The organism is Streptomyces virginiae, assembly GCF_000720455.1.
In the GTDB taxonomy this organism is placed as follows: domain Bacteria; phylum Actinomycetota; class Actinomycetes; order Streptomycetales; family Streptomycetaceae; genus Streptomyces; species Streptomyces virginiae.
This window is the reverse complement of sequence record NZ_JOAK01000038.1, coordinates 24,535-50,859: the sequence shown is the minus strand read 5'-3', so window position 1 is coordinate 50,859 and position 26,325 is coordinate 24,535. Positions and strand designations below refer to the sequence as shown.

21 protein-coding genes are annotated in these 26,325 nt (G+C 70.7%); 12 read left to right on the top strand and 9 right to left on the bottom strand.

Annotated elements, in window-relative coordinates:
* On the top strand, positions 1–491 hold a 491-nt coding region (locus tag IG86_RS0134295), incomplete at its 5' end, for a hypothetical protein (protein ID WP_030902162.1).
* Here IG86_RS0134295 and IG86_RS0134290 read toward each other — a convergent pair.
* Positions 470–1,453 carry an aldo/keto reductase gene (locus IG86_RS0134290; RefSeq protein ID WP_030833313.1) on the bottom strand — a complete coding sequence of 328 codons (984 nt, stop codon included), beginning with the start codon at positions 1,451–1,453 and terminating at the stop codon, positions 470–472. The genes IG86_RS0134295 and IG86_RS0134290 overlap by 22 nt on opposite strands.
* Positions 1,454–1,553: 100 nt before the next feature.
* Here IG86_RS0134290 and IG86_RS0134285 point away from each other — a divergent pair, with 100 nt between their 5' ends.
* Both IG86_RS0134285 and IG86_RS0134280 read left to right on the top strand, forming a co-directional pair.
* Positions 1,554–2,603 carry an LLM class F420-dependent oxidoreductase gene (locus IG86_RS0134285; RefSeq protein ID WP_030902161.1) on the top strand — a complete coding sequence of 350 codons (1,050 nt, stop codon included), beginning with the start codon at positions 1,554–1,556 and terminating at the stop codon, positions 2,601–2,603.
* A 214-nt stretch (positions 2,604–2,817) separates the two neighbouring features.
* Positions 2,818–3,606 carry a hypothetical protein gene (locus IG86_RS0134280; protein WP_030833319.1) on the top strand — a complete coding sequence of 263 codons (789 nt, stop codon included), beginning with the start codon at positions 2,818–2,820 and terminating at the stop codon, positions 3,604–3,606.
* Positions 3,607–3,613: 7 nt separating this feature from the next.
* Here IG86_RS0134280 and IG86_RS0134275 read toward each other — a convergent pair whose 3' ends face one another.
* Positions 3,614–4,606 (bottom strand): magnesium and cobalt transport protein CorA, encoded by a 993-nt coding sequence (locus IG86_RS0134275; protein WP_030833322.1) that lies wholly within the window; start codon positions 4,604–4,606, stop codon positions 3,614–3,616.
* A 55-nt stretch (positions 4,607–4,661) separates the two neighbouring features.
* Here IG86_RS0134275 and IG86_RS0134270 point away from each other — a divergent pair, with 55 nt between their 5' ends.
* From IG86_RS0134270 to mshC, 4 genes are all read left to right on the top strand, one after another.
* Complete coding sequence (locus IG86_RS0134270; protein WP_030833325.1) at positions 4,662–5,381, top strand: histidine phosphatase family protein; 720 nt, start codon at positions 4,662–4,664, stop codon at positions 5,379–5,381.
* Between the two features lie 77 nt (positions 5,382–5,458).
* Positions 5,459–6,049 (top strand): DUF3090 domain-containing protein, encoded by a 591-nt coding sequence (locus tag IG86_RS0134265; protein ID WP_030833328.1) that lies wholly within the window; start codon positions 5,459–5,461, stop codon positions 6,047–6,049.
* Positions 6,013–6,861 (top strand): SCO1664 family protein, encoded by an 849-nt coding sequence (locus tag IG86_RS0134260; RefSeq protein ID WP_173429256.1) that lies wholly within the window; start codon positions 6,013–6,015, stop codon positions 6,859–6,861. Before IG86_RS0134265 ends, IG86_RS0134260 begins: the two co-directional genes overlap by 37 nt.
* A 110-nt stretch (positions 6,862–6,971) precedes the next feature.
* Positions 6,972–8,201 carry a cysteine--1-D-myo-inosityl 2-amino-2-deoxy-alpha-D-glucopyranoside ligase gene (mshC, locus tag IG86_RS0134255; RefSeq protein ID WP_030655896.1) on the top strand — a complete coding sequence of 410 codons (1,230 nt, stop codon included), beginning with the start codon at positions 6,972–6,974 and terminating at the stop codon, positions 8,199–8,201.
* A gap of 140 nt (positions 8,202–8,341) precedes the next feature.
* Here mshC and IG86_RS0134250 read toward each other — a convergent pair whose 3' ends face one another.
* The 5 genes from IG86_RS0134250 to IG86_RS0134230 all read right to left on the bottom strand — a co-directional run bounded on the left by IG86_RS0134250 (position 8,342) and on the right by IG86_RS0134230 (position 14,612).
* Positions 8,342–9,367: a PAC2 family protein gene (locus IG86_RS0134250; protein WP_045937266.1), complete on the bottom strand. Its 1,026-nt coding sequence runs from the start codon at positions 9,365–9,367 to the stop codon at positions 8,342–8,344.
* 126 nt (positions 9,368–9,493) lie between these two features.
* Positions 9,494–11,101: a glycerol-3-phosphate dehydrogenase/oxidase gene (locus IG86_RS0134245; RefSeq protein ID WP_030833336.1), complete on the bottom strand. Its 1,608-nt coding sequence runs from the start codon at positions 11,099–11,101 to the stop codon at positions 9,494–9,496.
* A gap of 40 nt (positions 11,102–11,141) precedes the next feature.
* Positions 11,142–12,668, bottom strand: coding sequence for a glycerol kinase GlpK (glpK, locus tag IG86_RS0134240; RefSeq protein WP_030833339.1), 1,527 nt, complete (start codon positions 12,666–12,668; stop codon positions 11,142–11,144).
* A 79-nt stretch (positions 12,669–12,747) separates the two neighbouring features.
* Complete coding sequence (locus IG86_RS0134235) at positions 12,748–13,530, bottom strand: MIP/aquaporin family protein (RefSeq protein ID WP_030655906.1); 783 nt, start codon at positions 13,528–13,530, stop codon at positions 12,748–12,750.
* Between the two features lie 314 nt (positions 13,531–13,844).
* On the bottom strand, positions 13,845–14,612 hold the full coding sequence (locus IG86_RS0134230; RefSeq protein WP_030902158.1) for an IclR family transcriptional regulator: 768 nt from the start codon (positions 14,610–14,612) through the stop codon (positions 13,845–13,847).
* Between the two features lie 274 nt (positions 14,613–14,886).
* On the opposite strand from IG86_RS0134230, the gene metH reads away from it, so the two are divergent.
* The 4 genes from metH to IG86_RS0134210 all read left to right on the top strand — a co-directional run bounded on the left by metH (position 14,887) and on the right by IG86_RS0134210 (position 23,040).
* Positions 14,887–18,396: a methionine synthase gene (gene metH, locus IG86_RS0134225; protein WP_030833345.1), complete on the top strand. Its 3,510-nt coding sequence runs from the start codon at positions 14,887–14,889 to the stop codon at positions 18,394–18,396.
* A gap of 111 nt (positions 18,397–18,507) precedes the next feature.
* Positions 18,508–19,209, top strand: a complete 702-nt coding sequence (locus IG86_RS0134220) for an HAD family hydrolase (protein WP_030833349.1) — start codon at positions 18,508–18,510, stop codon at positions 19,207–19,209.
* 571 nt (positions 19,210–19,780) lie between these two features.
* Entirely contained in the window at positions 19,781–21,385 is a 1,605-nt protein-coding gene (locus IG86_RS0134215; protein ID WP_030833352.1) for an ABC transporter substrate-binding protein, read from the top strand.
* A 71-nt stretch (positions 21,386–21,456) separates the two neighbouring features.
* Positions 21,457–23,040, top strand: a complete 1,584-nt coding sequence (locus tag IG86_RS0134210; RefSeq protein WP_030833363.1) for an ABC transporter substrate-binding protein — start codon at positions 21,457–21,459, stop codon at positions 23,038–23,040.
* A gap of 93 nt (positions 23,041–23,133) precedes the next feature.
* Here IG86_RS0134210 and IG86_RS0134205 read toward each other — a convergent pair whose 3' ends face one another.
* Positions 23,134–23,805 (bottom strand): response regulator, encoded by a 672-nt coding sequence (locus IG86_RS0134205; RefSeq protein WP_030833366.1) that lies wholly within the window; start codon positions 23,803–23,805, stop codon positions 23,134–23,136.
* A 269-nt stretch (positions 23,806–24,074) separates the two neighbouring features.
* Entirely contained in the window at positions 24,075–24,965 is an 891-nt protein-coding gene (locus tag IG86_RS0134200) for a RecB family exonuclease (protein WP_199814490.1), read from the bottom strand.
* Between the two features lie 157 nt (positions 24,966–25,122).
* On the opposite strand from IG86_RS0134200, the gene IG86_RS0134195 reads away from it, so the two are divergent.
* Positions 25,123–26,322 carry a site-2 protease family protein gene (locus IG86_RS0134195; protein WP_030902153.1) on the top strand — a complete coding sequence of 400 codons (1,200 nt, stop codon included), beginning with the start codon at positions 25,123–25,125 and terminating at the stop codon, positions 26,320–26,322.
* Positions 26,323–26,325: the final 3 nt, after the last annotated feature.

Genomic DNA, 26,325 nt, shown 5'->3' with positions numbered 1-26,325 from the left:
GCCTCAGCGCCGCCGGCTCCGCCGCCCGCGGCGCCCGCCCCGCCCTCGGTCTGTGCGCCGTCCGGGCCATCAGCGGCATCCGCCTCGCCTGCGGGCTGCGCCCCATCCGGGTCTTCCGCGGCAGCGGCGCCCGCCTCGCCTACGGGCTGCGCCCCATCCGGGTTTGCCGCGTCAGCGGCGCCCGCCTCGCCTGCGGGCTGCGCCCCATCCGGGTCTTCCGCGTCAGCGGCATCCGCCTCGCCTGCGGGCTGCGCCCCATCCGGGCCATCCGCGGCAGCGGCATCCGCCTCGCCTGCGGGCTGCGCCCCATCCGGGTCTTCCGCGTCAGCGGCATCCGCCTCGCCTGCGGGCTGCGCCCCATCCGGGTCTTCCGCGTCAGCGGTGGCGGCTTCGGGTCCGTCCGGGTCGGCCTGCGACCCCGCCGGGTCATCCGCGTCAGCGGTGGCGGCTTCGGCCTGACGGTCCGTACTCACAGCGTGCTCCAGTCCTGATCGGGATAGCGGTGCTCCGGCGCCGACACGTCGTCCAGCGCACGGCAGATCTCCTCCGGAAGACTAAGCTCCTCCACCGACAACGCCGCCGCGAGCTGCGCCGACGTCCGCGCGCCGACGATCGGCGCGACCACCCCCGGCCGGTCTCGGATCCATGCCAGCGCCACCTGGAGCGGGGTCACGGCCAGGCCCTGGGCCGCCGTCACCACCGCGTCCACGATCCGGCCCGCCGCCTCGTCGAGGTACGGCTCCACCAGCGCGGCCAGGGACTCCGAGGCGCCCCGCGAGTCGGCCGGGGTGCCGTCCCGGTACTTGCCCGTCAGCACCCCGCGCCCCAGCGGGGACGACGGCAGCAGACCGACCCCCAGGTCCAGCGCGGCCGGCAGCACCTCCCGTTCCACCCCGCGCTGGAGCAGCGAGTACTCCATCTGCGTCGAGGCGATCCGGGTCCGTACCCCGGGGGCCGCGAGCTGCCAGGTCGCCGCCTTCGCCAGCTGCCAGCCGCAGAAGCCCGCCACCCCCGCGTACCGGGCCCGGCCGCTGCTCACCGCCAGGTCCAGGGCCTGCAGGGTCTCCTCCACCGGCGTCGCCGGATCGAAGGCGTGGACCTGCCACAGGTCGACGTAGTCGGTGCCCAGCCGGTCCAGCGAGTCGTCCAGGGCCGCGAGCAGATGGCCCCGCGAGCCGTCGAAGCGCCGGTCCGGGTCCGGGACGCTGCCCGCCTTCGTCGCGATCACCAGGTCCCGGCGCGGGACGAGCCCGCCCACCAGCCGCCCGAGGAGGTACTCCGCCTCACCGCCGCCGTACACGTCGGCGGTGTCGACGAGCGTGCCGCCCGCCTCCCAGAACGTCTTCACCTGCTCGGCGGCGGCTTCCTCGCCGGTGTCGCGGCCCCAGGTGAGGGTGCCGAGGCCGATCCGGGAGACGCGCAGTCCGGTGCGGCCGAGATGCCTCTGCTCCATGAGCGCTGAGACTACTGGGGCGCTGACGCGGAGGACCTTGGCGCGCTACAGTCCCCGCACACCAACGTTACTGATCGGTAAACCGGTAAGGGGACGACACATGCGGCTCGGCATCAATCTTGGTTACTGGGGCGCGGGCATGGACGCCGACAACCTCGCCGTCGCCCAGGAGGCCGACCGCCTGGGTTACGACGTCTGCTGGGCGGCGGAGGCCTACGGCTCCGACGCCCCGACCGTGCTCGCCTGGGTCGCCGCCCAGACCGAGCGCATCGACGTCGGCTCGGCGATCCTCCAGATCCCGGCCCGCCAGCCCGCCATGACCGCCATGACCGCGGCCACCCTCGACTCGCTCACCAAGGGCCGCTTCCGGCTCGGCCTCGGCGTCTCCGGCCCCCAGGTCTCCGAGGGCTGGTACGGCGTCAAGTTCGACAAGCCGCTCGCCCGCACCCGCGAGTACGTGGAGATCGTCCGCAAGGCCATGTCCCGCGAGCGGCTGAGCTACGAGGGCGAGCACTGGACCCTCCCGCTGCCGGACGGCCCGGGCAAGCCGATCAAGCTGACCGTGCACCCGGAGCGCGAGCACATCCCGCTCTACATCGCCGCCATCGGGCCCAAGAACCTGGAGCAGACCGGCGAGATCGCCGACGGCGCCCTGCTGATCTTCCCGGCCGCCGAGCACCTGGAGGCCACCGCGCTCACCCACATCCGGGCGGGCCGCGAGAAGGCCGGGCTGACGATGGACGGCTTCGACGTCTGCCCGACCGTGCCGCTGGCCCTCGGCGACGACGTGAGCGCCCTCGCCGACATGTTCCGCCCCTACACCGCCCTGTACGTGGGCGGCATGGGCAGCCGGAAGCAGAACTTCTACAACCAGCTGGCCCAGCGCATGGGCTACGAGAAGGAAGCCGCCGAGATCCAGGACAAGTACCTGGCCGGCGACAAGAACGGCGCTGCCGAGGCCGTCCCGCACTCGCTGATCGACTCGACGACGCTGCTCGGCCCCGTCGAGCGGATCGCCGACGGGATGCGGGCCTACGCGGAGGCCGGGGTCACCACCCTCACGCTGGCGCCGGCCGGCTTCACCCTGGACGAGCGGATCGCCGCCCTGCGTGCCGGCACCGAGGCCATGGAGCTCGCGGGCCTCGCCTGAGCCGGGTCCGGGCGGCGGGCGCCGGATGCCGCCTGAAAGCTCTGCGGCCGTGGTGGGGGCTCGGGGGGTCTTCCCCGCCACGGCCGACACAGCCAACAACGCGCCGGACGGCCAAGGGGTTACGCACCGCGGCCCGACCCGGCGGTTCGTTCATTCGGACGAGTAGTGCCACCCCTCGGTTGCCCGCCCCCCGCACCGGCGTTTGACTCGTTGCATGCTCTCTGCCCGCAGCCTGTTCCAGGAGATCGTCGACCACGACGACTCCTTCCAGCTGTTCTGCTCCATCGCCGCCAGCGGGGAAGCCCAGGGCGGCTGGGAGAACGCCCGTATCGCGGCTCTCGTCCCGGACGGCATGCGCGACCTGGCGCCCAAGATCACCCGGCACGGCGCCGACGAGGACAAGCACGGCCGGATCTTCCACGCCCTGCTGCGCAAACGCGGCCTGGAGGCCGTCCCCGTACCGCCCGAGACCGACTACACGATGCTGCTCGAACGCCGCGGCATCGGGCTGGCCCACGACAAGCTGCGCCGCCGGGAGGCGCTGAGCGAGGAGGACATCGTCGTCTACCTCGCGCACAGCCGCGTCACCGAACAGCGCGCCGCCGACCAGATGGACATGCTGGTCAGGTACTTCGGTGACCACCCCGAGGTGGGCAAGGCCATCCACATGATCAGCAACGACGAGGGCAACCACCTCGCCTACTGCCACGAGGAACTGCTGCGGCTGGCCCGCGCCGGCCACGGCCGGACCATCCAGCGGGTGCTGCGCGAGAGCGCCCTCGCCGAGATCGCCGTCTACCGCGACGTGAGCCTCGCCGTCATGGACCACATGGGGCGGCTGCTGCACTGGCCCGCGCCGAAGGCCGCCCTGCTGGCCGCCGGGATCCGCGCGATGTACGCGTACGAGCGCTTCAGCGGCTGGCACCGGATGGTCGACCTGCGGATGCCCGAGCGGCGCAACGCCCTCGGCGGCGCACCCGTCACCGCAGCTGAGTTCGCCTAGGTGCGCCTCAGAGCCAGCCCCGGCGCTTGAACAGCCGGTGCAGGCCCAGACAGGCGCCCGCCATGAGCACGAGCACCCCCGGATAGCCCCACCACCGGTGGAGCTCGGGCATGTGGTCGAAGTTCATCCCGTAGATCCCCGCGACCATCGTCGGCACGGCCGCGATCGCCGCCCAGGCCGAGATCTTCCGCACGTCGTCGTTCTGCCGCAGCCCCGTCTGCGCGAGGTGCGCGGCCAGCGCGTCGGACAGCAGCCGGTCCAGGCCCTCGATGTACTCGCTCGCCTTGGTCAGGTGGTCGGCGACGTCGCGGAAGAACGGCTGGGCGTGCTCGTGGACGAAGGGCACCTGCCCGAAGGCGAGCCGGTCCATCGGCGCCAGCAGCGGGTTCGTCGCCCGCCGGAACTCCAGCACCTGCCGCTTGAAGGCGTAGATCCGGGCCGCGGTGTTCTTGGTGTCCGAGGCGTTCGGCGCGAACACCTCCGCCTCCAGCTCCTCCAGGTCCGACTGGAGTTCCGCCGCCACCTCGATGTAGTGGTCCACCACCGCGTCGGACACCGCGTACAGCACCGCCGTCGGGCCGTGCCGCAGCACGTCCGGCTCCTGCTCCAGCCGGTGGCGCACGGCGGCCAGCGGGGCCCCTTCGCCGTGCCGGACCGTGACGACGAAGGAGTCGCCGATGAACAGCATCAGTTCGCCCGCGGACACCGTGTCCGTGTCCTCGTCGTAGAGCACCGGCTTCAGCACGACGAACAGCGAGTCGTCGTACACCTCCAGCTTGGGACGCTGGTGGGCGTTGAGCGCGTCCTCCACCGCCAGCGGGTGCAGTCCGAACTCCCGGCGGACGTGATCGAACTCCGCCTCCGTCGGCTCGTACGTGCCGATCCAGAGGAAGGCGTCACCGCTCGCCCGGGCCTCGTCCAGGGCGTCCGAGAAGTCCTCCGGCCCCTTGGCACGGCGACCGTCCCGGTAAATCGCGCAGTCGACAATCACGCCGAACATTGTCCCCCGCCGCCGACGCCCCCGCACCCCTCCCGCACCGCCTACGCTGGCTCCCATGGCCACGCTGATCCTCGTACGACACGGGCGGTCCACCGCCAACACCGCAGGGCTGCTCGCCGGATGGACCCCCGGCGTGGCCCTCGACGAGCGCGGCGCCGAGCAGGCCGCCGCGCTCCCCGGACGGCTCGCGGGCGTGCCGCTCGCCGCCGCCGTCACCAGCCCCCTGCAGCGCTGCCGGGAGACCCTGGCACCCCTGCTGGCCGCGCGGCCCGAGCTGGAACTGCACACGGACGAGCGGATCGGCGAGTGCCACTACGGCGACTGGTCCGGGCGCAAACTCTCCGAACTGTCCGAAGAACCGCTGATGAAGATCGTGCAACAGCACCCGTCGGCGGCCGCCTTCCCGGGCGGCGAGTCCATGCGGGCCATGCAGGCGCGCGCCGTGGACGCCGTGCGCGACTGGAACGCGCGGATCGAGGAGCGGGACGGCAGCGACGCCGTCTTCCTGATGTGCTCGCACGGCGACATCATCAAGTCCCTTGTCGCGGACGCCCTGGGCATGCACCTGGACCTCTTCCAGCGCATCCACGTCGACCCGTGCTCGGTGACGGCGATCCGCTACACGCAGACCCGCCCGTTCGTGTTCCGCCTGGGCGACACCGGGGACTTCGGCTCCCTCGTACGGCGTCCCGCCGCGCCGGAGCCCGTCGCCTCCGACAAGGAATCCGAAGACTCCGGGAACGCGGTCGTGGGGGGCGGCGCGGGCGCGGCGTGATCGCAGGGCGCAGTAGGGTGGACGGGCCCACACAAGGGCGCAGATCCGCCCCCGCCGCCGAGACTTGGAGACTGGACGTGCCCCGTCAGGTGTTCCTCTACGACCCGCCGGACCGCTTCGTGGCCGGCACGGTCGGCTTGCCGGGACGCCGTACGTTCTTCCTGCAGGCCTCCGCCGGCCCCCGCGTCACCAGCGTCTCCCTGGAGAAGACCCAGGTCGCCGCACTCGCCGAGCGGATGGACGAGCTGCTGGACGAGGTCGTGCGGCGGACCGGCGGAAACGCCCCGGTCCCCGCCATGGCCCCCACGGAGGCCGCCGACACCGCCCCGCTGGACGTCCCCGTCGAGGAGGAGTTCCGCGTCGGCACCATGGCCCTGGCCTGGGACGGCGAGGAACAGCGGATGATCGTCGAGGCCCAGGCCCTGGTGGAGCTGGACGCCGAGTCCGACGAGGACCTCGCCGAGGCGGAGGAGCGGCTGCTCCAGGACGAGGAGAACGGCCCGCCGATGCTGCGGGTCCGCCTCACCGGCGCCCAGGCGCGCGCCTTCGCCAAGCGCGCCCTGGACGTGGTCAACGCCGGCCGCCCGCCGTGTCCGCTGTGCAGTCTGCCGCTGGACCCGGAGGGACACGTGTGCCCGCGCCAGAACGGCTACCGGCGCCAGGCGTGACCGGCCAGGGGGACATGGAGGAACTGCTCGCCAAGGGCGAGCTGACCGTCGTCGGCCGGATCCGCGAGGCGTCCAACGCGGTCCTGCTGTGCACCGTCACCCACGACGGCGCGAGCACCGACTGCGTCTACAAGCCGGTCAAGGGGGAGCGGCCGCTGTGGGACTTCCCCGACGGCAGCCTCGCCCAGCGGGAGGTCGCCGCCTACCTGGTCTCCGAGGCCACCGGATGGGGCCTGGTGCCCGCCACCGTGCTGCGCGACGGGCCCTACGGCGAGGGCATGGTCCAGCAGTGGATCGAGGCCCGGCAGCCGCAGGACGACTCCCCTGAGGGCGGGCTCCTCGCGCTCGTCGACGGCGAGGAGGCCGGTGAGGGCTGGAAGCCCGTTGCCTTCGCCGAGGTCGGAGAGGGCCGCACCGCCCTGCTCGTCCACGCCGACGACCCCCGGCTGCGCCGGCTCTCCGTCCTCGACGCCGTGATCAACAACGGCGACCGCAAGGGCGGGCACCTGCTGCCCGCGCCCGACGGGCGGATCTACGGCATCGACCACGGCGTGACCTTCCACACCGAGGACAAGCTGCGCACCCTGCTGTGGGGCTGGGCGGGGGAGCCGCTGACGGAGGAGGCCCGCCTGGCGCTCACCGCGCTCGCCGCGGAACTGGCCGAAGGAGCCCCCCTCGCCACCCGGCTGGCCGAACTGATCACGGCGGCCGAGCTGGCCGCCGTACGGGAGCGGGTGGCGCACATGCTGCGCACCGGAAGGCATCCGCAGCCGTCCGGGCAGTGGCCGGCGATCCCCTGGCCACCGGTCTGAACCGGCCACCGGGCACACGCACAGAACCGGCCAGACCGCAAGAGCGCCGATCAAGACAACAGTGCTGGTCCAGTTCGTTTCCGGAACATCAGTCCGGTTAGGCTCGACACATGCATGCCTGGCCCGCTTCTGAAGTCCCCGCCCTTCCCGGTAAGGGCCGCGACCTCCAGATCCACGACACCGCGACCCAGAAGGCGATCACCCTCGCCCCCGGTCCCGTCGCCCGCATCTACGTCTGCGGCATCACCCCGTACGACGCGACCCACATCGGTCACGCGGCGACCTACAACGCGTTCGACCTCGTGCAGCGCGTGTGGCTCGACACCAAGCGGCAGGTCCACTACGTCCAGAACGTCACCGACGTCGACGACCCGCTCCTGGAGCGGGCGCTGCGCGACGGCCACGACTGGACCGAGCTGGCCGAGCGCGAGACCGCGCTCTTCCGTGAGGACATGACGGCCCTGCGGATGCTGCCGCCGCAGCACTACATCGGAGCCGTCGAGGCCATACCCGGCATCGTGCCGCTGGTCGAGCGGCTGCGGGACGCGGGCGCCGCCTACGAACTCGACGGCGACATCTACTTCTCGGTGGAGTCCGACCCGCACTTCGGCGGCGTCTCCCACCTCGACGCCGAGGCGATGCGCCTGCTCTCGGCGGAGCGGGGCGGCGACCCCGAGCGCCCGGGGAAGAAGAACCCGCTGGACCCGATGCTGTGGATGGCGGCGCGCCCGGGCGAGCCGAGCTGGGACGGCGGCTCGCTGGGCCGCGGCCGGCCGGGCTGGCACATCGAGTGCGTCGCGATCGCCCTGGACCACCTCGGCATGGGCTTCGACATCCAGGGCGGCGGCTCCGACCTCGCCTTCCCGCACCACGAGATGGGCGCGTCGCACGCCCAGGCGCTGACGGGCGAGTTCCCGATGGCCAAGGCGTACGTCCACGCCGGCATGGTCGCCCTGCACGGCGAGAAGATGTCGAAGTCGAAGGGCAACCTCGTCTTCGTCTCGGCGCTGCGCCGCGCAGGCGTGGACCCGGCGGCGATCCGCCTGGCCCTGCTCTCCCACCACTACCGGGCCGACTGGGAGTGGACCGACGCCGTCCTCGACGAGGCCGTGGCCCGGCTGGAGCGCTGGCGCGCGGCGGTCTCCCGCCCGGACGGCATCGCGGCGGACGCGGTCCTCGAAGAGGTCCGCGAGGCCCTGGCGAACGACCTGGACGCCCCTGCGGCGCTCGCGGCCGTGGACCGCTGGGTGGAGCTCCAGAACGCCACCGACGGCGACGACGAGTCGGCCCCCGGCCTGGTCTCCCGCACCGTGGACGCCCTGCTGGGCGTGGCGCTCTAGGTCCGCAGTACCGCCACAAGCGCGCCCCCGGCCTCGTGCCGGGGGCGCGCTTCGCCGTTGCAGGGCTTTCACCGCGTCACTGCATGACGGTCACCGGAGGGCCAAGCAGGGCGCACTGACACCCGGACAGCCCCTTGCGGTCAGGCCCCGGGAGTGTCCCCGCCGCCCCCGCCGTCGGCGCCGCCGTCTCCTTCAGCGGTGCCGTCCGCCCGTGGCGGGGCGTCCTGGTCCGGCGCGTCGTCCGGCTTCGGCTTCGGCGCGGGGCGCCCGCCGGAGAGGTCCCGGAAGTACGAGCCCGTGTCGGTGGCAGTCTCCGGGCCCGCCGCCGGATCCCGGCGCCGCAGATACCGTTCGAACTCCCGCGCGATCGCGTCGCCCGAGGCCTCCGGCAGGTCGGCGGTGTCCCGCGCCTCCTCCAGCGTCTGGACGTACTCCGCCACCTCGCTGTCCTCGGCGGCCAGTTGGTCCACGCCCAGCTGCCAGGCCCGAGCGTCCTCCGGCAGCTCGCCCAGCGGGATCCTGATGTCGATCAGGTCCTCCAGCCGGTTCAGCAGGGCCAGCGTCGCCTTCGGGTTCGGCGGCTGCGACACGTAGTGCGGCACCGCCGCCCACAGCGACACCGCCGGCACGCCGGCATGCGTACAGGCCTCCTGGAGGATGCCCACGATGCCCGTCGGACCCTCGTACTTGGTCTCCTCCAGGTCCATCGTCCGCGCCAGGTCCGCGTCCGAGGTGACCCCGCTCACCGGCACCGGCCGGGTGTGCGGCGTGTCCCCGAGCAGGGCGCCCAGGATGACCACCATCTCCACGCCCAGCTCGTGCGCGAAGCCCAGGATCTCGTTGCAGAACGAGCGCCACCGCATGGACGGTTCGATCCCCCGCACGAGCACCAGGTCGCGCGGCTTGGCGCCGCCGATCCGGACCACCGAGAGCCGGGTCGTCGGCCACGTGATCTTCCGTACCCCGTTGTCCAGCCACACCGTGGGCCGGTTGACCTGGAAGTCGTAGTAGTCCTCGGCGTCCAGAGCCGCGAAGACCTCGCCCTTCCACTCCCGGTCCAGGTGTGCGACCGCACCGGAGGCCGCGTCACCCGCGTCGTTCCAGCCCTCGAACGCGGCCACCATGACCGGGTCGATCAGCTCGGGCACGCCCTCAAGCTCGATCACCCAGGTCTCCTTCCGAAGTTCCTTGCGTACGTGGGTCAGCCTAAGCCCCGAGGGGACACCGGCCACAGCCCACGACAGAGGGGCGGTTCCCCTCGGAACCGCCCCTCTTCCCCACCTGCGTGAGAGCTATGCCTTGCGGGCCAGCATCTCCTCGACGCGGGCCCGGACGGCGTCGTCGTCCAGGCCGCGGATCGTCACCGTGGTGCGGCGGCGCAGCACGTCGTCGACCGTCTCGGCCCACTCGTTGTCACGGGCGTAGGCGACCTGCGCCCAGATCTCCGGACCGTCCGGGTGGATGCGCTCGGCCAGCGCCGGGTCCTCGTTCGCGATGCGCGCGATGTCGAAGGCCAGGGAGCCGTAGTGCGAGGCCAGGTGGCGTGCGGTCAGCGGGTCCATCCGGGTGCCGGGCTCACGGTCCACCAGCAGCCGGTGCGCGACCGCGTTCGGGTTGGCGACACCCGGCAGCGCGATGCGGCGCACGAGGGACTTCACGGGCTCCATGTCCTCGGTCAGCGGGCTGCCCGGGAGCTTGGCCAGCTTGTCCATGACGACGCGGCCGATGTGGCGGTACGTGGTCCACTTGCCGCCGGCGACCGACAGCATGCCGCCCGCACCCTCGGAGACGACGGTCTCGCGCTTGGCCTTCTCCACGCCGCCGGGACCGCCGGGCAGCACGCGCAGGCCGGCGAAGGCGTACGTCATCAGCGAGCGGTCGAGGTCGGCGTCCTTCACCGAGAAGGCCGCCTCGTCCAGGATCTGCTGGATGTCGGACTCGGTGGCGCGCACGTCCGCCGGGTCGCCCTCGTACACCTCGTCGGTGGTGCCGAGCAGCAGCTGGTCCTCCCACGGGAGGGCGAAGGTGATGCGGTACTTGTCGATCGGGGTGGCCATGGCGGCCTTCCACGGCGACTTGCGCTTCATGACGATGTGCGCGCCCTTGGAGAGGCGGATCGACGGCATCGAGTGCTTGTCTTCCATGCGCCGCAGGTGGTCCACCCACGGGCCGGTGGCGTTGAGCACGACACGGGCGTCGATCCCGAACTCGGTACCGTCCAGGCGGTCCTTGAGCTCGGCGCCGGTGACCCGGCCGTGCGTCTTGCGCAGCCCGGTGACCTCGGCGTGGTTGAGGACGACCGCACCCGACTCGACGGCCGCGCGGACCGTCATGACGGCGACGCGGGAGTCGTTCATCTGGTGGTCGTAGTAGACCGCGACGGCCTTGAGGTTGTCGGTCTTCAGACCGGGGTTGTCGGCGACGGCACGGGCGGGGGATATGACCTTGCCCATGCCGTCGCCGAAGGCCGAGAGGGCGGAGTAGGCGAAGACGCCCGCGCCCAGCTTGGCCGCACCCACCGGACCGCCCTTGTAGACCGGCAGGTAGAAGGTGAGCGGGTTGACCAGGTGCGGGGCCACGTCCTTGGCCAGCACCCGCCGCTCGTGGTGGTTCTCCGCGACCAGCTTGACCGCGCCGGTCTGCAGGTAGCGCAGGCCGCCGTGGACGAGCTTGGAGGAGGCCGAGGAGGTGGCGCCGGCGAAGTCGCCGGCGTCCACCATGGCAACCCGCAGACCCGACTGCGCGGCGTGCCAGGCCACCGAGGTGCCCAGGATTCCACCGCCGATGACCAGCAGGTCGTACGTGGCCTTCGCCAGCTGCTCACGGGTCTCGGCACGGCTCGCGTTCGCGACGGCGGTCGGGTGCGTACCCAGGGCGGGGACGCTCTGCAGGGTGCTCATATCTCTTTCAGCTCCTCGTCGATTGACTCAGCTGGTGCGGTCAGCTGGCGTCTTCGTCGTCGACCCAGCCCATGGACCGCTCGACGGCCTTGAGCCAGCTCTTGTACTCGCGATCCCGCTGCTCGGCGGGCATCCGCGGGGTCCACTCCGCCGCGCGGCGCCAGTTGGCGCGCAGGGCGTCGGTGTCGGGCCAGAAGCCGACGGCCAGGCCGGCGGCGTAGGCGGCGCCGAGGCAGGTGGTCTCGGCGACCATCGGGCGCACCACGGGGGCGTCCAGGAAGTCCGAGAGCGTCTGCATCAGCAGGTTGTTGGAGGTCATGCCGCCGTCGACCTTGAGGGCGGTGAGCTCGACGCCCGAGTCCTTGGTCATGGCGTCGGTGATCTCGCGGGTCTGCCAGGCGGTGGCCTCCAGGACGGCACGGGCGATGTGCGCCTTGGTGACGTACCGGGTGAGGCCGGCGATCACACCGCGGGCGTCGGAGCGCCAGTACGGGGCGAACAGGCCGGAGAAGGCCGGCACGAAGTAGGCACCGCCGTTGTCCTCGACGGAGGAGGCCAGCGTCTCGATCTCGGCCGCGGACTTGATCAGGCCCATCTGGTCGCGCATCCACTGGACGAGCGAGCCGGTGACGGCGATGGAGCCCTCCAGGGCGTAGACCGGCTTCTGGTCGCCGATCTGGTAGCCGACCGTGGTCAGCAGGCCGCTGTAGGAGTTGATGATCTTGTCGCCGGTGTTCATCAGCATGAACGTTCCGGTGCCGTACGTGGACTTCGCCTCGCCCTCGGCGAAACAGGTCTGGCCGAAGAGGGCGGCCTGCTGGTCACCGAGCGCCGAGGCGACCGGGACACCGGCGAGGACGCCGTCCTTGACGTGGCCGTAGACCTCGGCGGAGGACTTGATCTCGGGGAGCACGTTGAGCGGGACGCCCATCGACTCCGCGATCTTCTCGTCCCAGGCGAGGGTGTGCAGGTTCATGAGCATGGTGCGCGAGGCGTTGGTGACGTCGGTGACGTGCGCACCGCCCTGGGCGCCGCCCGTGAGGTTCCAGATGACCCACGAGTCCATGGTGCCGAAGAGGATGTCGCCGGCCTCGGCGCGCTCGCGCAGGCCCTCGACGTTGTCGAGCAGCCAGCGGACCTTCGGGCCCGCGAAGTAGCTCGCCAGCGGCAGGCCGGTCTCGCGGCGGAAGCGGTCCTGGCCGACGTTGCGGCCGAGCTCCTTGCACAGGGCGTCGGTGCGGGTGTCCTGCCAGACCAGCGCGTTGTGGACGGGCTCGCCGGTGTGGCGGTCCCACAGCAGGGTGGTCTCGCGCTGGTTGGTGATGCCGATCGCCTTGACGTCGGCCGCGGTGATCTCGGCCTTGGCGATGGCGCCGGCGACGACCTCCTGGACGTTGGTCCAGATCTCGGTGGCGTCGTGCTCCACCCAGCCCGGCTTCGGGAAGATCTGCTCGTGCTCCTTCTGGTCGACGGCGACGATGCGGCCGTCGCGGTCGAAGACGATGCAGCGGGAGGAGGTGGTGCCCTGGTCGATCGCGGCGATGAAGGGGCCGGTGCTGCTGGTCATGATGGCTGCTCCTGGCAGGTCTGGTGAGTAGGCGGAATCAGGAGTGCGGTGCGGATCTTACGAGCGCGGCAGATGCTGATCAGGCGAACGCGATGTTGTAAAGACCGCCGGCGAGCACGGCACCGACGAGCGGGCCGACCACCGGGATCCAGGAGTATCCCCAGTCGGAGCCGCCCTTGTTGGGGAGCGGCAGCAGGGCGTGGACTATTCGGGGGCCGAGGTCACGGACCGGGTTGATGGCGTAGCCGGTCGGGCCGCCCAGGGAGAGGCCGATGCCGACGACCACGAAGGACGTGATCAGGACACCGATGACACCGAGGCCCTTGCCGCCGTCCTGCAGGCCCTGGGTCAGGATCGCCAGGACCAGCACGGCGGTGCCGATGATCTCGGTCGCCAGGTTCTGCACGACGTTGCGGATCTCGGGGCCCGTGGAGAAGATGCCGAGCACGGGGCCGGCCACGTCGTGCGGGTGCGGGTCCTCCGGGCCGAGCTTGGCGTCGCGGATGTGCTCGGGGTCGGAGAGGTGAGCGCGGAACTGGCCGTAGTAGGTCACCCACATCACCACCGCGCCGAGCATGGCGCCCAGCAGCTGGCCGGCGAAGTAGACGGGCGTGTCGCCCCACTCGCCGGTCTTGACGGCGAGGCCGACGGTGACCGCCGGGTTGAGGTGCGCACCGGAGAGCGGCGCGGACACGTAGGCCGCGATCAGTACGGCGAAGCCCCAGCCGAAGGTGATCGCGAGCCAGCCCGCGTTGCGGGCCTTGGAGCTCTTGAGTGTCACTGCGGCGCAGACGCCACCGCCGAGCAGAGTGAGCAGGGCGGTACCGATGGTCTCGCCGATGAAGATGTCGGAGCTGGACACCCGCGACTCCTTACGTACGTCCAGGGGTGGGCGGAACCCGGGTCCCTCCGGTTGTTCCGCGCACTCGGTGAGTGCTGCACCGGTCCTTGGCCTTGTCGCATCCTAGCGCGTATTGCCGGTAGGTGTTCGACAATGTCGACCGGTGAACGGCAGTTTTCCGCCCAGGTGAAGAATGCGTCAAGGGTCGGCCAGGCCAATGTGTCGGATCGTTACCAGCACGTGTGATCAGCCAAATCCGGCCATCTCAAGGTCGAGATATGGCGAAAAATGGGCAGAAGGGGGCCAGGTGGTGGCCGGAGCCTGTTAAAGGGAGGTCAGAACCGGCCTGCGCCGAGATCGCGTGAAACCGCGCGCGCACAGTCCCGCACCGAGGCGACGAGGGCCGCACGGGGCTCCCCGGCCTCGCCGCAGACCCGCTCCACGGCGCCCGCGACCGCCACCGCGCCCACCGGCATCCGGCGCCGGTCGTGGATCGGCGCCGCCACCGAGGCGATGCCCTCCCACGTCTCCTCGACGTCCGCGGCCCAGCCGCGCGCCCGGGTCAGGCCCAGGATCTCCTCGAAGCCGACGGCGTCGGTGACCGTGCGGGGGGTGAAGGGGTCCCGCTCCACTTCCATCGCCTGGGAGTGCGCGACCGGGTCGTACGCCGACAGCACCTTGCCCAGCGCGGTCGAGTGCAGCGGCTGCATGGCCCCGACCTCCAGCACCTGGCGGCTGTCGTCGGGCCGGAACACGTGGTGCATGATCAGCACCCCGCTCTGGTGCAGCACGCCCACGTACACGCTCTCGCCGCTCGCCCGGGCCAGGTCGTCCGTCCACACCAGGGCGCGGGCGCGCAGCTCGTGCACGTCCAGATAGCTGTTGCCCAGGCGCAGCAGCTCGGCGCCCAGCTGGTAGCGCCCGGAGGCCGGGTCCTGCTCCACGAAGCCCTCGGCCTGCAGGGTGCGCAGGATGCCGTGGGCCGTGCCCTTGGCCAGGCCCAGCGAGGACGCCACGTCCGAGAGCCCCAGCCGGCGTTCGCCGCCCGCCAGGAGTCGCAGCATCGCAGCGGCTCGTTCGAGCGACTGGATGTTCCGTGCCATCGCGCAGCCTCCTGCTGACCTTCGGTATCACTGACCATATTGACGTGGTTCGACAATGCTGAACAGTATCGGTCGATGCCGACCTCGCGCACCGTAGGAGATCTGTTCGCCGTACCGCCACCGGGACACCTCGGACAAGCCCCCGCCACAGAATGCAGTCCGCCACGTGGGACACCCACACCGGGGCCGGTGCCTCGCGGTTACGCTGGCCGCGTGCACCCTTGACACAGAGGGGGTGCAAAGCCGACAGCCGTCGCATCCCAGGGAGCACTCCATGGCATCGCTGCCGAACCCGCCCGCCGACACCCAGACCCGGGCCGATGCCCTTCGGGAGGCGCTCGCGACCCGCGTGGTCGTCGCCGACGGAGCCATGGGAACGATGCTCCAGGCGCAGGACCCCACCCTGGAGGACTTCCAGCAGCTCGAAGGCTGCAACGAGGTCCTCAACGTCACCCGCCCCGACATCGTCCGCACGGTGCACGAGGCGTACTTCTCGGTGGGCGTGGACTGCGTCGAGACCAACACCTTCGGCGCCAACTACGCCGCCCTCGCCGAGTACGACATCGCCGAACGCAACTTCGAGCTCTCCGAGTCCGGCGCCCGCATCGCCCGCGAGGTCGCCGACGCGTTCACCGCCTCCACCGGACAGCAGCGCTGGGTGCTCGGTTCCATGGGCCCCGGCACCAAGCTGCCGACCCTCGGCCACATCACCTACGGGCAGATCCGCGACGCCTACCAGACCAACGCCGAGGGACTGATCGCCGGCGGCGCCGACGCGCTGCTCGTCGAGACCACCCAGGACCTCCTGCAGACCAAGTCCTCCATCATCGGCGCCCGCCGCGCCATGGAGGCGCTCGGCGTCAACGTCCCGCTGATCTGCTCCGTCACCGTCGAGACCACCGGCACCATGCTGCTCGGCTCCGAGATCGGCGCGGCCCTCACCGCGCTGGAGCCCCTCGGCATCGACATGATCGGCCTGAACTGCGCCACCGGCCCCGCCGAGATGAGCGAGCACCTGCGCTACCTCGCGCGCAACGCCCGCATCCCGCTCTCCTGCATGCCCAACGCCGGCCTGCCCGTCCTGACCAAGCAGGGCGCCCACTACCCGCTGACCGCCCCCGAGCTCGCCGACGCCCAGGAGACCTTCGTCCGCGAGTACGGCCTCTCCCTGGTCGGCGGCTGCTGCGGCACCACCCCCGAGCACCTGCGCCAGGTCGTCGAGCGGGTCCGCGGCACCGCGATCGCCCCGCGCGACCCCCGGCCCGAGCCCGGCGCCGCCTCGCTCTACCAGACCGTGCCCTTCCGCCAGGACACCTCGTACATGGCGATCGGCGAGCGCACCAACGCCAACGGCTCCAAGAAGTTCCGCGAGGCCATGCTGGAGGGCCGCTGGGACGACTGCGTCGAGATGGCCCGCGACCAGATCCGCGAGGGCGCGCACATGCTCGACCTCTGCGTGGACTACGTCGGCCGCGACGGCGTCGCCGACATGGAGGAGCTCGCCGGCCGCTTCGCCACCGCCTCGACCCTGCCGATCGTCCTGGACTCCACCGAGGTCCCCGTCATCAAGGCGGGCCTGGAGAAGCTCGGCGGCCGCGCCGTCATCAACTCGGTGAACTACGAGGACGGCGACGGCCCCGAGTCCCGCTTCGCCAAGGTCACCCGGCTGGCCCAGGAGCACGGCGCCGCGCTCATCGCGCTGACCATCGACGAGGAGGGCCAGGCCCGCACCGTCGAGCACAAGGTCGCCATCGCCGAGCGCCTCATCGACGACCTGACGGCCAACTGGGGCATCCGCGAGTCGGACATCCTCATCGACACCCTGACCTTCACCATCTGCACCGGCCAGGAGGAGTCCCGCGGCGACGGCATCGCCACGATCGAGTCGATCCGCGAACTCAAGCGCCGCCACCCGGACGTCCAGACCACCCTCGGCCTGTCCAACATCTCCTTCGGCCTCAACCCGGCCGCCCGCGTCCTGCTGAACTCGGTCTTCCTCGACGAGTGCGTCAAGGCCGGCCTCGACTCCGCCATCGTGCACGCCTCCAAGATCCTGCCGATCGCCCGGTTCGACGAGGAGCAGGTCTCCACCGCCCTCGACCTGATCTACGACCGGCGCACCGAGGACTACGACCCGCTGCAGAAGCTGATGGCCCTCTTCGAGGGCGTCAACACCAAGTCCCTGAAGGCCGGCCGAGCCGAGGAACTCCTCGCCCTGCCCCTGGACGAGCGCCTGCAGCGCCGCATCATCGACGGCGAGAAGAACGGCCTGGAGGCAGACCTCGACGAGGCGCTGCAGACCCGCCCCGCCCTCGACATCGTCAACGACACCCTCCTGGAGGGCATGAAGGTCGTCGGCGAGCTCTTCGGCTCCGGCCAGATGCAGCTCCCCTTCGTCCTGCAGTCCGCCGAGGTCATGAAGTCGGCCGTGGCCTACCTCGAACCGCACATGGAGAAGACCGACGACGAGGGCAAGGGCACCATCGTCCTGGCCACCGTCCGCGGCGACGTCCACGACATCGGCAAGAACCTCGTCGACATCATCCTGACCAACAACGGCTACAACGTCGTCAACATCGGCATCAAGCAGCCCGTCTCCGCGATCCTCGAAGCGGCCCAGGAGCACAAGGCCGACGTCATCGGCATGTCCGGCCTGCTCGTGAAGTCGACCGTGATCATGAAGGAGAACCTGGAGGAGCTGAACCAGCGCAAGCTGGCCGCCGACTACCCGGTGATCCTCGGCGGCGCCGCCCTCACCCGCGCCTACGTCGAGCAGGACCTCCACGAGATCTACGAGGGCGAGGTCCGCTACGCCCGCGACGCCTTCGAGGGCCTGCGCCTCATGGACGCCCTCATCGCCGTCAAGCGCGGCGTGCCCGGCGCCGCCCTGCCCGAGCTCAAGCAGCGCCGCGTCGCCAAGCGCGACACACCCCTGCCGGTGGAGGAGCCGGAGGAGTCCGGCGGCCGCTCGGACGTGGCCGTCGACAACCCGGTGCCCACCCCACCGTTCTGGGGCACCCGGGTGGTCAAGGGCATCCCGCTCAAGGACTACGCCTCCTGGCTGGACGAGGGGGCCCTCTTCAAGGGCCAGTGGGGCCTCAAGCAGGCCCGCGCGGGCGGCGCCACGTACGAGGAGCTCGTCGAGAGCGAGGGCCGCCCGCGCCTGCGCGGCCTGCTGGAGAAGCTGCACACCGAGAACCTGCTGGAAGCGGCCGTCGTCTACGGCTACTTCCCCTGCGTCTCCAAGGGCGACGACCTGATCATCCTCGACGACGACGGCAACGAGCGGACCCGCTTCACCTTCCCGCGCCAGCGCCGCGGCCGCCGCCTGTGCCTCGCGGACTTCTTCCGCCCCGAGGAGTCCGGCGAGACCGACGTCGTCGGCCTCCAGGTGGTCACCGTCGGTTCGAAGATCGGCGAGGCCACGGCCAAGCTCTTCGAATCCGACTCCTACCGCGAGTACCTGGAGCTGCACGGCCTCTCCGTCCAGCTCGCCGAGGCCATGGCCGAGTACTGGCACGCCCGCGTCCGCGCCGAGCTCGGATTCGGCGGCGAGGACCCGGCCGCGGTCGAGGACATGTTCGACCTCAAGTACCGCGGCGCCCGCTTCTCCCTCGGCTACGGCGCCTGCCCCGACCTGGAGGACCGCGCGAAGATCGCCGACCTCCTCCAGCCGGAGCGGATCGGCGTCCACCTCTCGGAGGAGTTCCAGCTGCACCCGGAGCAGTCGACGGACGCCATCGTGATTCACCACCCCGAAGCGAAGTATTTCAACGCACGCTGAGCTCCGCCGACGTACACTTGTCGGTCCCATACAGGCCGGTCGCCTGTTCCCCTGGGGATGCCCCGCGGGAAGAGGTGACCGGCCTTCTCGTCCCTTCAGAGAGGTACGCGCATGACGAGCACCGTTCCCGCCCCCGTCACCCGCACGGCCGACGGCTCGGCCCTGCAGGCGGTGCTGCTCGACATGGACGGCACCCTGGTGGACACCGAGGGCTTCTGGTGGGAGATCGAGGCGGAGATCTTCCGCGAGCTCGGCCATCGCCTGGAGGACGCCTGGCGCGACGTGGTCGTCGGAGGCCCCATGACCCGCAGCGCGGGCTTCCTGATCGAGGCGACCGGCGCGGCCATCGGCATCGCCGAGCTGAGCGTCCTGCTCAACGAGCGCTTCGAGGCCCGCATCGCCGACCGGGTCCCCCTGATGCCCGGCGCCGAGCGGCTGCTGACCGAGCTGGCCCGGCACAACGTGCCCACCGCCCTCGTCTCCGCCTCCCACCGCCGGGTCATCGACCAGGTGCTCCTCACCCTCGGCCGCGACCGCTTCACGATGACGGTCGCCGGCGACGAGGTCCCCCGTACCAAGCCGCACCCCGACCCCTACCTGCTCGCGGCGCGGACGCTCGGCGCACACCCCTCGCGGTGCGCGGTCATCGAGGACACCAACACCGGTGTGGCGGCCGCCGAGGCCGCCGGCTGCCGGGTCGTGGCCGTCCCCTCGGTCGGCGTGATCGAACCGGCTCCCGGGCGTACCGTCGTCCGCTCGCTGGAGGACGTCGACCTGGAGTTCCTGCGCTCCCTCATCGTCCCGATGAACTGAGCACGCGGGCTCCGCCCGACCGGCGCCACCCAAGTGGACACATCGGCATGCACTGGCCTACATCGGTATGCATCGCCACGCACCGGAATCCCCCGAGCACGCTCCGTACCGAACGGAACCCTGTCGCGCCGCACCCTGACGGAAGGATCTTCCGCCGCAGGCCCCGGAGGCTGAAATTCCATCCTCTCCGGGGCTGTTGCGCAGGGTGACCTTGGTCACGCGTCACACGCCCGACGGGCCTGTCCAGGGGCCCCCATGGCTTCCAATGTGTCCACATTGATCAGCCCCTGACCGAATCTGCGCAGCCCTGCCTGTGAACAGGCAGTTCGCTCCGATCACAGTGCGATTACGCCCCAAGTCCGGCCAGTTCCAGCCATCCCGCCCCGGACCACTAGTGTCGAGCCGGGCACTGCGCCGCACCCAGCCGTCCCGGACACACACCCCTGTGCCGGAACCGCGTGGACCGATCGTCACAACACCGGCCCGATCGTTCCGCCCTGAACGGGCGACCGCCGCCACGTGCCCTTCACACCGCTTTGAGCAAGTGCCGGTTACAGGGAGTACTTCCAGCATGAACCGCAAGACCATGGTGCTGACGGCCGCGGCCGGACTGCTCACCCCCGCGCTGGCCGCATGCGGCACCGCGAGCGGCGGAGGAGCAGGATCCGCGGCGATCGTCGTCGGGACCACCGACCGGTTCGAGGCCGCAGACTTCGCTCCCGCCCCCTTCGACCCCGCATACGCCTACGACGCCGGCGCCTGGAACATCCTGCGCCAGACCGTCCAGACGCTGATGCACACCCCGCGCGGCGGCGGCCAGCCCGTCCCCGAAGCGGCCTCCGCCTGCCGCTTCACCGACTCCGGCAACGAGAGCTACCGCTGCACCCTGCGCCCCGGCCTGAAGTTCGCCAGCGGCGACCCGCTCACCGCCAAGGACGTCAAGTTCTCCATCGACCGCGTCCTCGCGATCAAGGACGAGAACGGCCCCTCCTCGCTCCTCTCCACCCTCGACAACGTCGAGGTCAAGGGCGAGGACACCGTCGTCTTCCACCTGAAGACCCCGGACGCGACCTTCCCCTTCAAGCTCTCCACCCCCGCCGCCGGCATCGTCAGCGAGAAGAACTACGACGCCAAGAAGCTCCGCGAAGGCTTCGAAGTCGACGGCTCCGGGCCCTACACGATGAAGGCCGAGGTCAAGGACAACCGCCTCGTCCGCGCCGTCTTCAGCAAGAACCCCCACTACAAGGGCGACCTCAAGCTGCAGAACGACAAGGTCGAGCTGCGCACCTATCCCGACTCCCCGGCCATGGGCAAGGCACTCACCGACGGCAAGATCCACGTGGTCTCCCGCACCCTGTCGCCCGCCCAGATCAACGAGCTCAGCGCCAACCCGCCCAAGGGCGTCAAGCTGGTCCCGATGCCCGGCCTGGAGATCCGCTACATCGGCTTCAACACCGACGCGCCCGTCGTCAAGGACAAGGCCGTCCGCCAGGCCCTCGCCGCCGCCGTCGACCGCGGCGCGCTCATCTCCAAGGTCTACGGCAAGTCCGCCCAGCCGCTGTACTCGCTGGTCCCCACCACCGTGACCGGCCACGTCAACTCCTTCTACAACAAGTACGGCGACGCCAACACGCCCAAGGCCGCCGCACTGCTGAAGGACGCCGGGATCAAGACCCCGGTCAAGCTGACCCTGCACTACACCAGCGACCACTACGGCGACGGCACGGCGGCCGAGTTCGAGGCCCTCAAGGCCCAGCTCAACTCCACCCAGCTCTTCGACATCACCGTTCAGGGCAGCGAATGGGCGGACTTCCGGCCCGCGCAGAAGAAGGGCGACCACGCCGCCTACGGGCTCGGCTGGTTCCCCGACTACCCGGACGCCGACAACTTCCTCGCCCCGTTCCTGGAGCAGGACAACTTCCTGGGCACGCCGTACGCCAACAGCGCGGTGCGCACCAGGCTCCTCCCCGAGTCCCGGCGCGCGGTCGACCGTAACGTCGCCGCCCCCGCGGTCACGGAGATGCAGGACATCGTCGCCGAGGACGTACCCGTCCTGCCCCTGTGGCAGGGCAAGCAGTACGTCGCCGCACGCGACGGGATCACCGGAGTGGAGTGGTCGGTCAACGCCATCTCCGACCTCCAGTTGTGGGAGCTCGGCCGCGGCGTAAGCGGCTGAGCAAGGCAAAGACCGGCAGCGGGTGTCGCGGGCCGGAGCAACGAAACAGTTCGACTGTGAAGGACGTTCGCGTGAATCGACGTAACCAGTGGCTGGCGGCCCCGCTCGGCGCGGCCACCGCCGCCGCGCTGCTCAGCGGTTGCGGTTCGACCGATGGCTCCAATGCCGGCAGCGGCAAGGGCGTGGTCATGGGCATATCCGACAAGGTGAAGTCCACCGACCCGGCGTCCGGCTACGACCCGGGCTCCTGGCTGCTCTTCAACAACGTCTTCCAGTCGCTGCTGAGCTTCCCCAAGGGCGGCACCACCCCCGAGCCCGACGCCGCCCAGAGCTGCGCCTTCGAGGGCGGCGACAGCAAGCTCTTCAAGTGCACCTTGAAGAAGGACCTGAAGTTCAGCAACGGGCACGAGCTCACCTCGAAGGACGTCAAGTACTCCTTCGAGCGCACGCTGAAGATCAACGACGAGAACGGCCCCGCCGTCATGCTCGCCTCGATCGCCGGCATCGACGCCCCCGACGAGCAGACCGTCGTCTTCCGCCTGAAGACCTCCGACGCCACCTTCCCGAGCAAGATCGCCTCGGGTGCGGGCTCCATCGTCGACCACCGCGAGTACCCGGCCGACAAGCTCCGCACCGACAACAAGGCCGTCGGCTCCGGCGTCTACAAGCTCGACTCCTTCAGCGAGAAGAGCGCCACCTTCTCCGTCAACGAGTCCTACACGGGCAAGGCCAAGGCCAAGAACACCGGCGTCACCCTCAAGTTCTTCAACGGCGACCAGGCCGGCCTCAAGACCGTCCTCGAAAGCGGAGACGTCGACTTCGCCTTCCGCGGCCTCGCCGCCAAGGACATCGCCGCCCTCGCCTCCACCAAGACCGGCGACGACAAGGTCGACGTCGTCCAGGGCACCGGCGCCGAAGTCGAGCACATGGTCTTCAACATGAACGACCCCGTCGTCGGCAAGCTCCCCGTCCGCAAGGCCATCGCCTACCTCGTGGACCGCGAAGCCCTCGTCAAGGACGTGTACGCCGGCACCGCCACCGCCCTGTACTCCATCGTCCCCACCGGCATCGCCGGCCACACCACGCCGTTCTTCGACCGCTACGGCGGCACCCCGCAGCTGGACAAGGCCAAGGCCGTCCTCAAGGCCGCCAACATCAACGGCAAGGTCAAGGTCACCCTGTACTCGACCCCGTCCCGCTACGGCCCCTCCACCGACCAGCAGTTCGAGGTCATCGCCAAGCAGCTCAACGACAGCGGCCTCTTCGAAGCCGACGTCAAGTCCGTCGAGTACGAGCAGTACGAGAAGGACATCCAGGCCGGCAAGTACGGCATCTACGTCAAGGGCTGGGTCCCCGACTACCCGGACGCCGACAACTTCACCCAGCCGTTCTTCGGCCCGGGCAACGTCCTGAACAACAACTACGACAACAAGGAGATCACCGGGACGATCATCCCGTCGACCTCCGCGAAGTCCGACCGCACCGCGGCCAACACCGACTACAACCGCCTCCAGGACATCGTCGCCGACGAGCTCCCGCTCCTCCCGCTCTGGCAGGGCAAGCAGTACGCCGTCACCCGCCAGAACGTCAACGGCCTCCAGTGGTCCCTGGACGCCTCGACGGTCTTCCGCTTCTGGGAGATCAGCAAGGGCTGACCCGGACCGGGCCCGGACACACCACGGGGCCGCACGCGCGAGGTTCTCTCGCGCGTGCGGCCCCGTGCCCGTTCCCGACGGCCACGGCAACCGCTACTGCGCCCCCGGCCGGACCAGACCGCTCTCGTACGCGTACACCGCCGCCTGGACCCGGTCACGCAGCCCCAGCTTCGTCAGGACGTGCCCCACGTGCGTCTTGACCGTCGTCTCGCTCACGAACAGGTCCGCCGCGATCTCCGCGTTCGACAGCCCCCGCGCCACCAGCTTCAGCACCTCCACCTCGCGCTCGGTCAGCGTCCCCAGCGTGTCCGGGACCCGCTCCTCACCCGACGGCAGATGCCCCGCGTACTTGTCCAGCAGCCGCCGCGTGATGCTCGGCGCGAGCATCGCCTCGCCCGCCGCCACCACCCGGATCGCCTGCACCAGCTCGGTGGCCGGCGCGTCCTTCAGCAGGAACCCGCTCGCCCCCGCCCGCAACGCCTCCACCACGTACTCGTCCAGATCGAACGTGGTCAGCACCAACACCTTCGCCGGACCGTCCCGGCCCGGACCGGTGATCTGCCGCGTCGCCTCGACCCCGTCCATCCGCGGCATCCGGATGTCCATCAGCACCACGTCCGGCTGCAGCGCCCGCACCTGGTCCAGCGCCTGCAGGCCGTCCCCGGCCTCGCCGACCACCGCCAGCTCCTCCTCCGCCTCCAGGATCATCCGGAAGCCGGTGCGCAACAGTGGCTGGTCGTCGACCAGAAGAACGCGGATGGCCACGGGCGATACCTCGTATTCGTCGGACGGCTTCGGCGGACACGCCCATTCTGCCCTGACCCGACGATCAAGAAATCCCGCCCCTGACCCCGAGACCCCAAGGCCGTGTCGGCAAAGTCCCGCCTGCGCGGCGGGGTCCGGTGCGCGCGCTTGCCGCGTTGTCGTCGGTCGCCGATGCTCCGCATCGGCTCCCTCCTCCGCCTTGCAATCGCACGCACCGGACCCTGCCGCGCCCGCCCTCCGGGCGGCCGACGCTACTTTGCGGACACTCCCTAGCTCCCCGCCGAGGCTCCGCCCGGCCGCGGCACCACCGGCAGCGGGTACACCGGGGGAGTACCGCCGAACTCCGGACACGACGCCTGGTGATCACACCAGCCGCACAGCTTCGTCGGACGCGGCCGCCACTCACCCGTCTCCGTCGCCTCCCGGATCGCCTCCCACAACGCGAGCAGCTTGCGCTCCACCCGCTCCAGGTCCGCCACCACCGGGTCGTACGTCAGCACGTCCCCACTGCCCAGATACACCAGCTGCAGCCGCCGCGGCACCACCTGCTTCAGCCGCCACACCACCAGCGCGTAGAACTTCATCTGGAACAGCGCACCGTCCGCGTACTCCGCCCGCGGCGCCTTCCCCGTCTTGTAGTCGACGATCCGCACCTCACCCGTCGGCGCCACGTCCACCCGGTCGATGATCCCGCGCAGCCGCAGCCCCGACTCCAGCTCCGTCTCCACGAAGAACTCCCGCTCCACCGGCTCCAGCCGCGTCGGGTCCTCCAACGTGAACCAGCGCTCGACCAGCGCCTCCGCCTCCGTCAGCCACCGCGCCAGCCCCGCCCCGCCATCACCCTCCGGGAACAGCTCCGCCAGCTCCGGACGCGACCCCAGCAACCGGTCCCACTGCCCCGGAATCAGCTCCTTCGCCCGCGGCGCCGTCCGCTCCTGCGCGGGATGATCGAAGAGCCGCTCCAGCACCGCGTGCACCAGCGTCCCCCGCGTCGCCGCCGCACTCGGCTTCTCCGGCAGCTTGTCGATCACCCGGAACCGGTACAGCAAAGGGCACTGCATGAAATCGCTCGCCCGGGAAGGAGAGAGCGAAGAAGGCGCCACAGCGCTCGGGCTTGCGGCTTCGGCCGCGCCGGGCACGGCACCGGGGCTCGTCGTCATGGACAAAACCCTACGACCCGCGACCGACAGCACGCGCATACCATCGACGCCAAGCCCCCTCGCACTGCATGATCGGAGCATCACCAGGCGCTACGCACACCGCGCCGTACACCACGAGAACCACACGCGAACCCCCGGCACCGAACGAAGGACAGACGTGGCAGACACCGACCAGACCGACGGGCGCGACAACCGGCGCCCCGGACCGGGCGGCGGACTCCTCATGGGCCGCCCCTTCGGCGTGCCCGTCTACGTCTCACCCAGCTGGTTCCTCGTCGCCGCCCTCATCACCTGGGTCTTCGGAGACCAGCTCGACCGCGTCCTGCCCGACCTCGGACCCGTCCGCTACCTCGTCTCCCTCTTCTTCGCCGTCGCCTTCTACGCCTCCGTCCTCGTCCACGAACTCGCCCACACCGTCGCCGCCCTCCGCTTCAAACTCCCCGTCCGCCGCATCCAGCTCCAGTTCTTCGGCGGAGTCTCCGAGATCGAGAAGGAATCCGAGACCCCCGGCCGGGAGTTCGTCCTCGCCTTCGTCGGCCCCCTCCTCTCCCTCCTCCTCGCCGGCGCCTTCTACCTCGGCATGAAAGCCGTCGACCCCGCGACCGTCCCCGGCGTCCTCCTCGCCGGCCTCATGATCTCCAACCTGCTCGTCGCGGCCTTCAACCTGCTCCCCGGCCTCCCCCTCGACGGCGGCCGCATGCTCCGCGCCGTCATCTGGGGCGTCACCGGCAAACCCATGGCCGGCACCGTCGCCGCCGCCTGGGTCGGCCGCGCCCTCGCCGTCGCCGTCCTCCTCGGCCTCCCCCTCCTCACCCACACCGGACTCCTCGGCAACCGCACCGAAGAGATCGGCGGCATGGACACCGTCATGGACGCCCTCCTCGCCGCCATCCTGGCCGCCATCATCTGGACCGGCGCCGGCAACAGCCTCCGCATGGCCCGCCTGCGCGAACACCTCCCCGAACTGCGCGCCCGCAGCCTCACCCGCCGCGCCATCCCCGTCGAGAACGCCACCCCCCTCTCCGAAGCCCTCCGCCGCGCCAACGAAGCCGGAGCCCGCGCCCTCGTCGTCGTCGACGGCCACGGAGACCCCACCGCCATCGTCCGCGAGAGCGCCATCGCCTCCGTCCCCGAACACCGCCGCCCCTGGGTCGCCGTCAGCACCCTCGCCCAGGACCTCACCGACGGCATGAAGGTTTCCGCGGAACTCACCGGCGAAGAACTCCTCGACCACCTCCGCGCCACCCCCGCCACCGAATACCTCGTCCTCGAACCCGGCGGCGCCATCTACGGCGTCCTGTCCACCCTCGACGTCGAGAAGGCCTTCGTGAAGGCCATGGCACGGCCCCAGTCCTGAAGC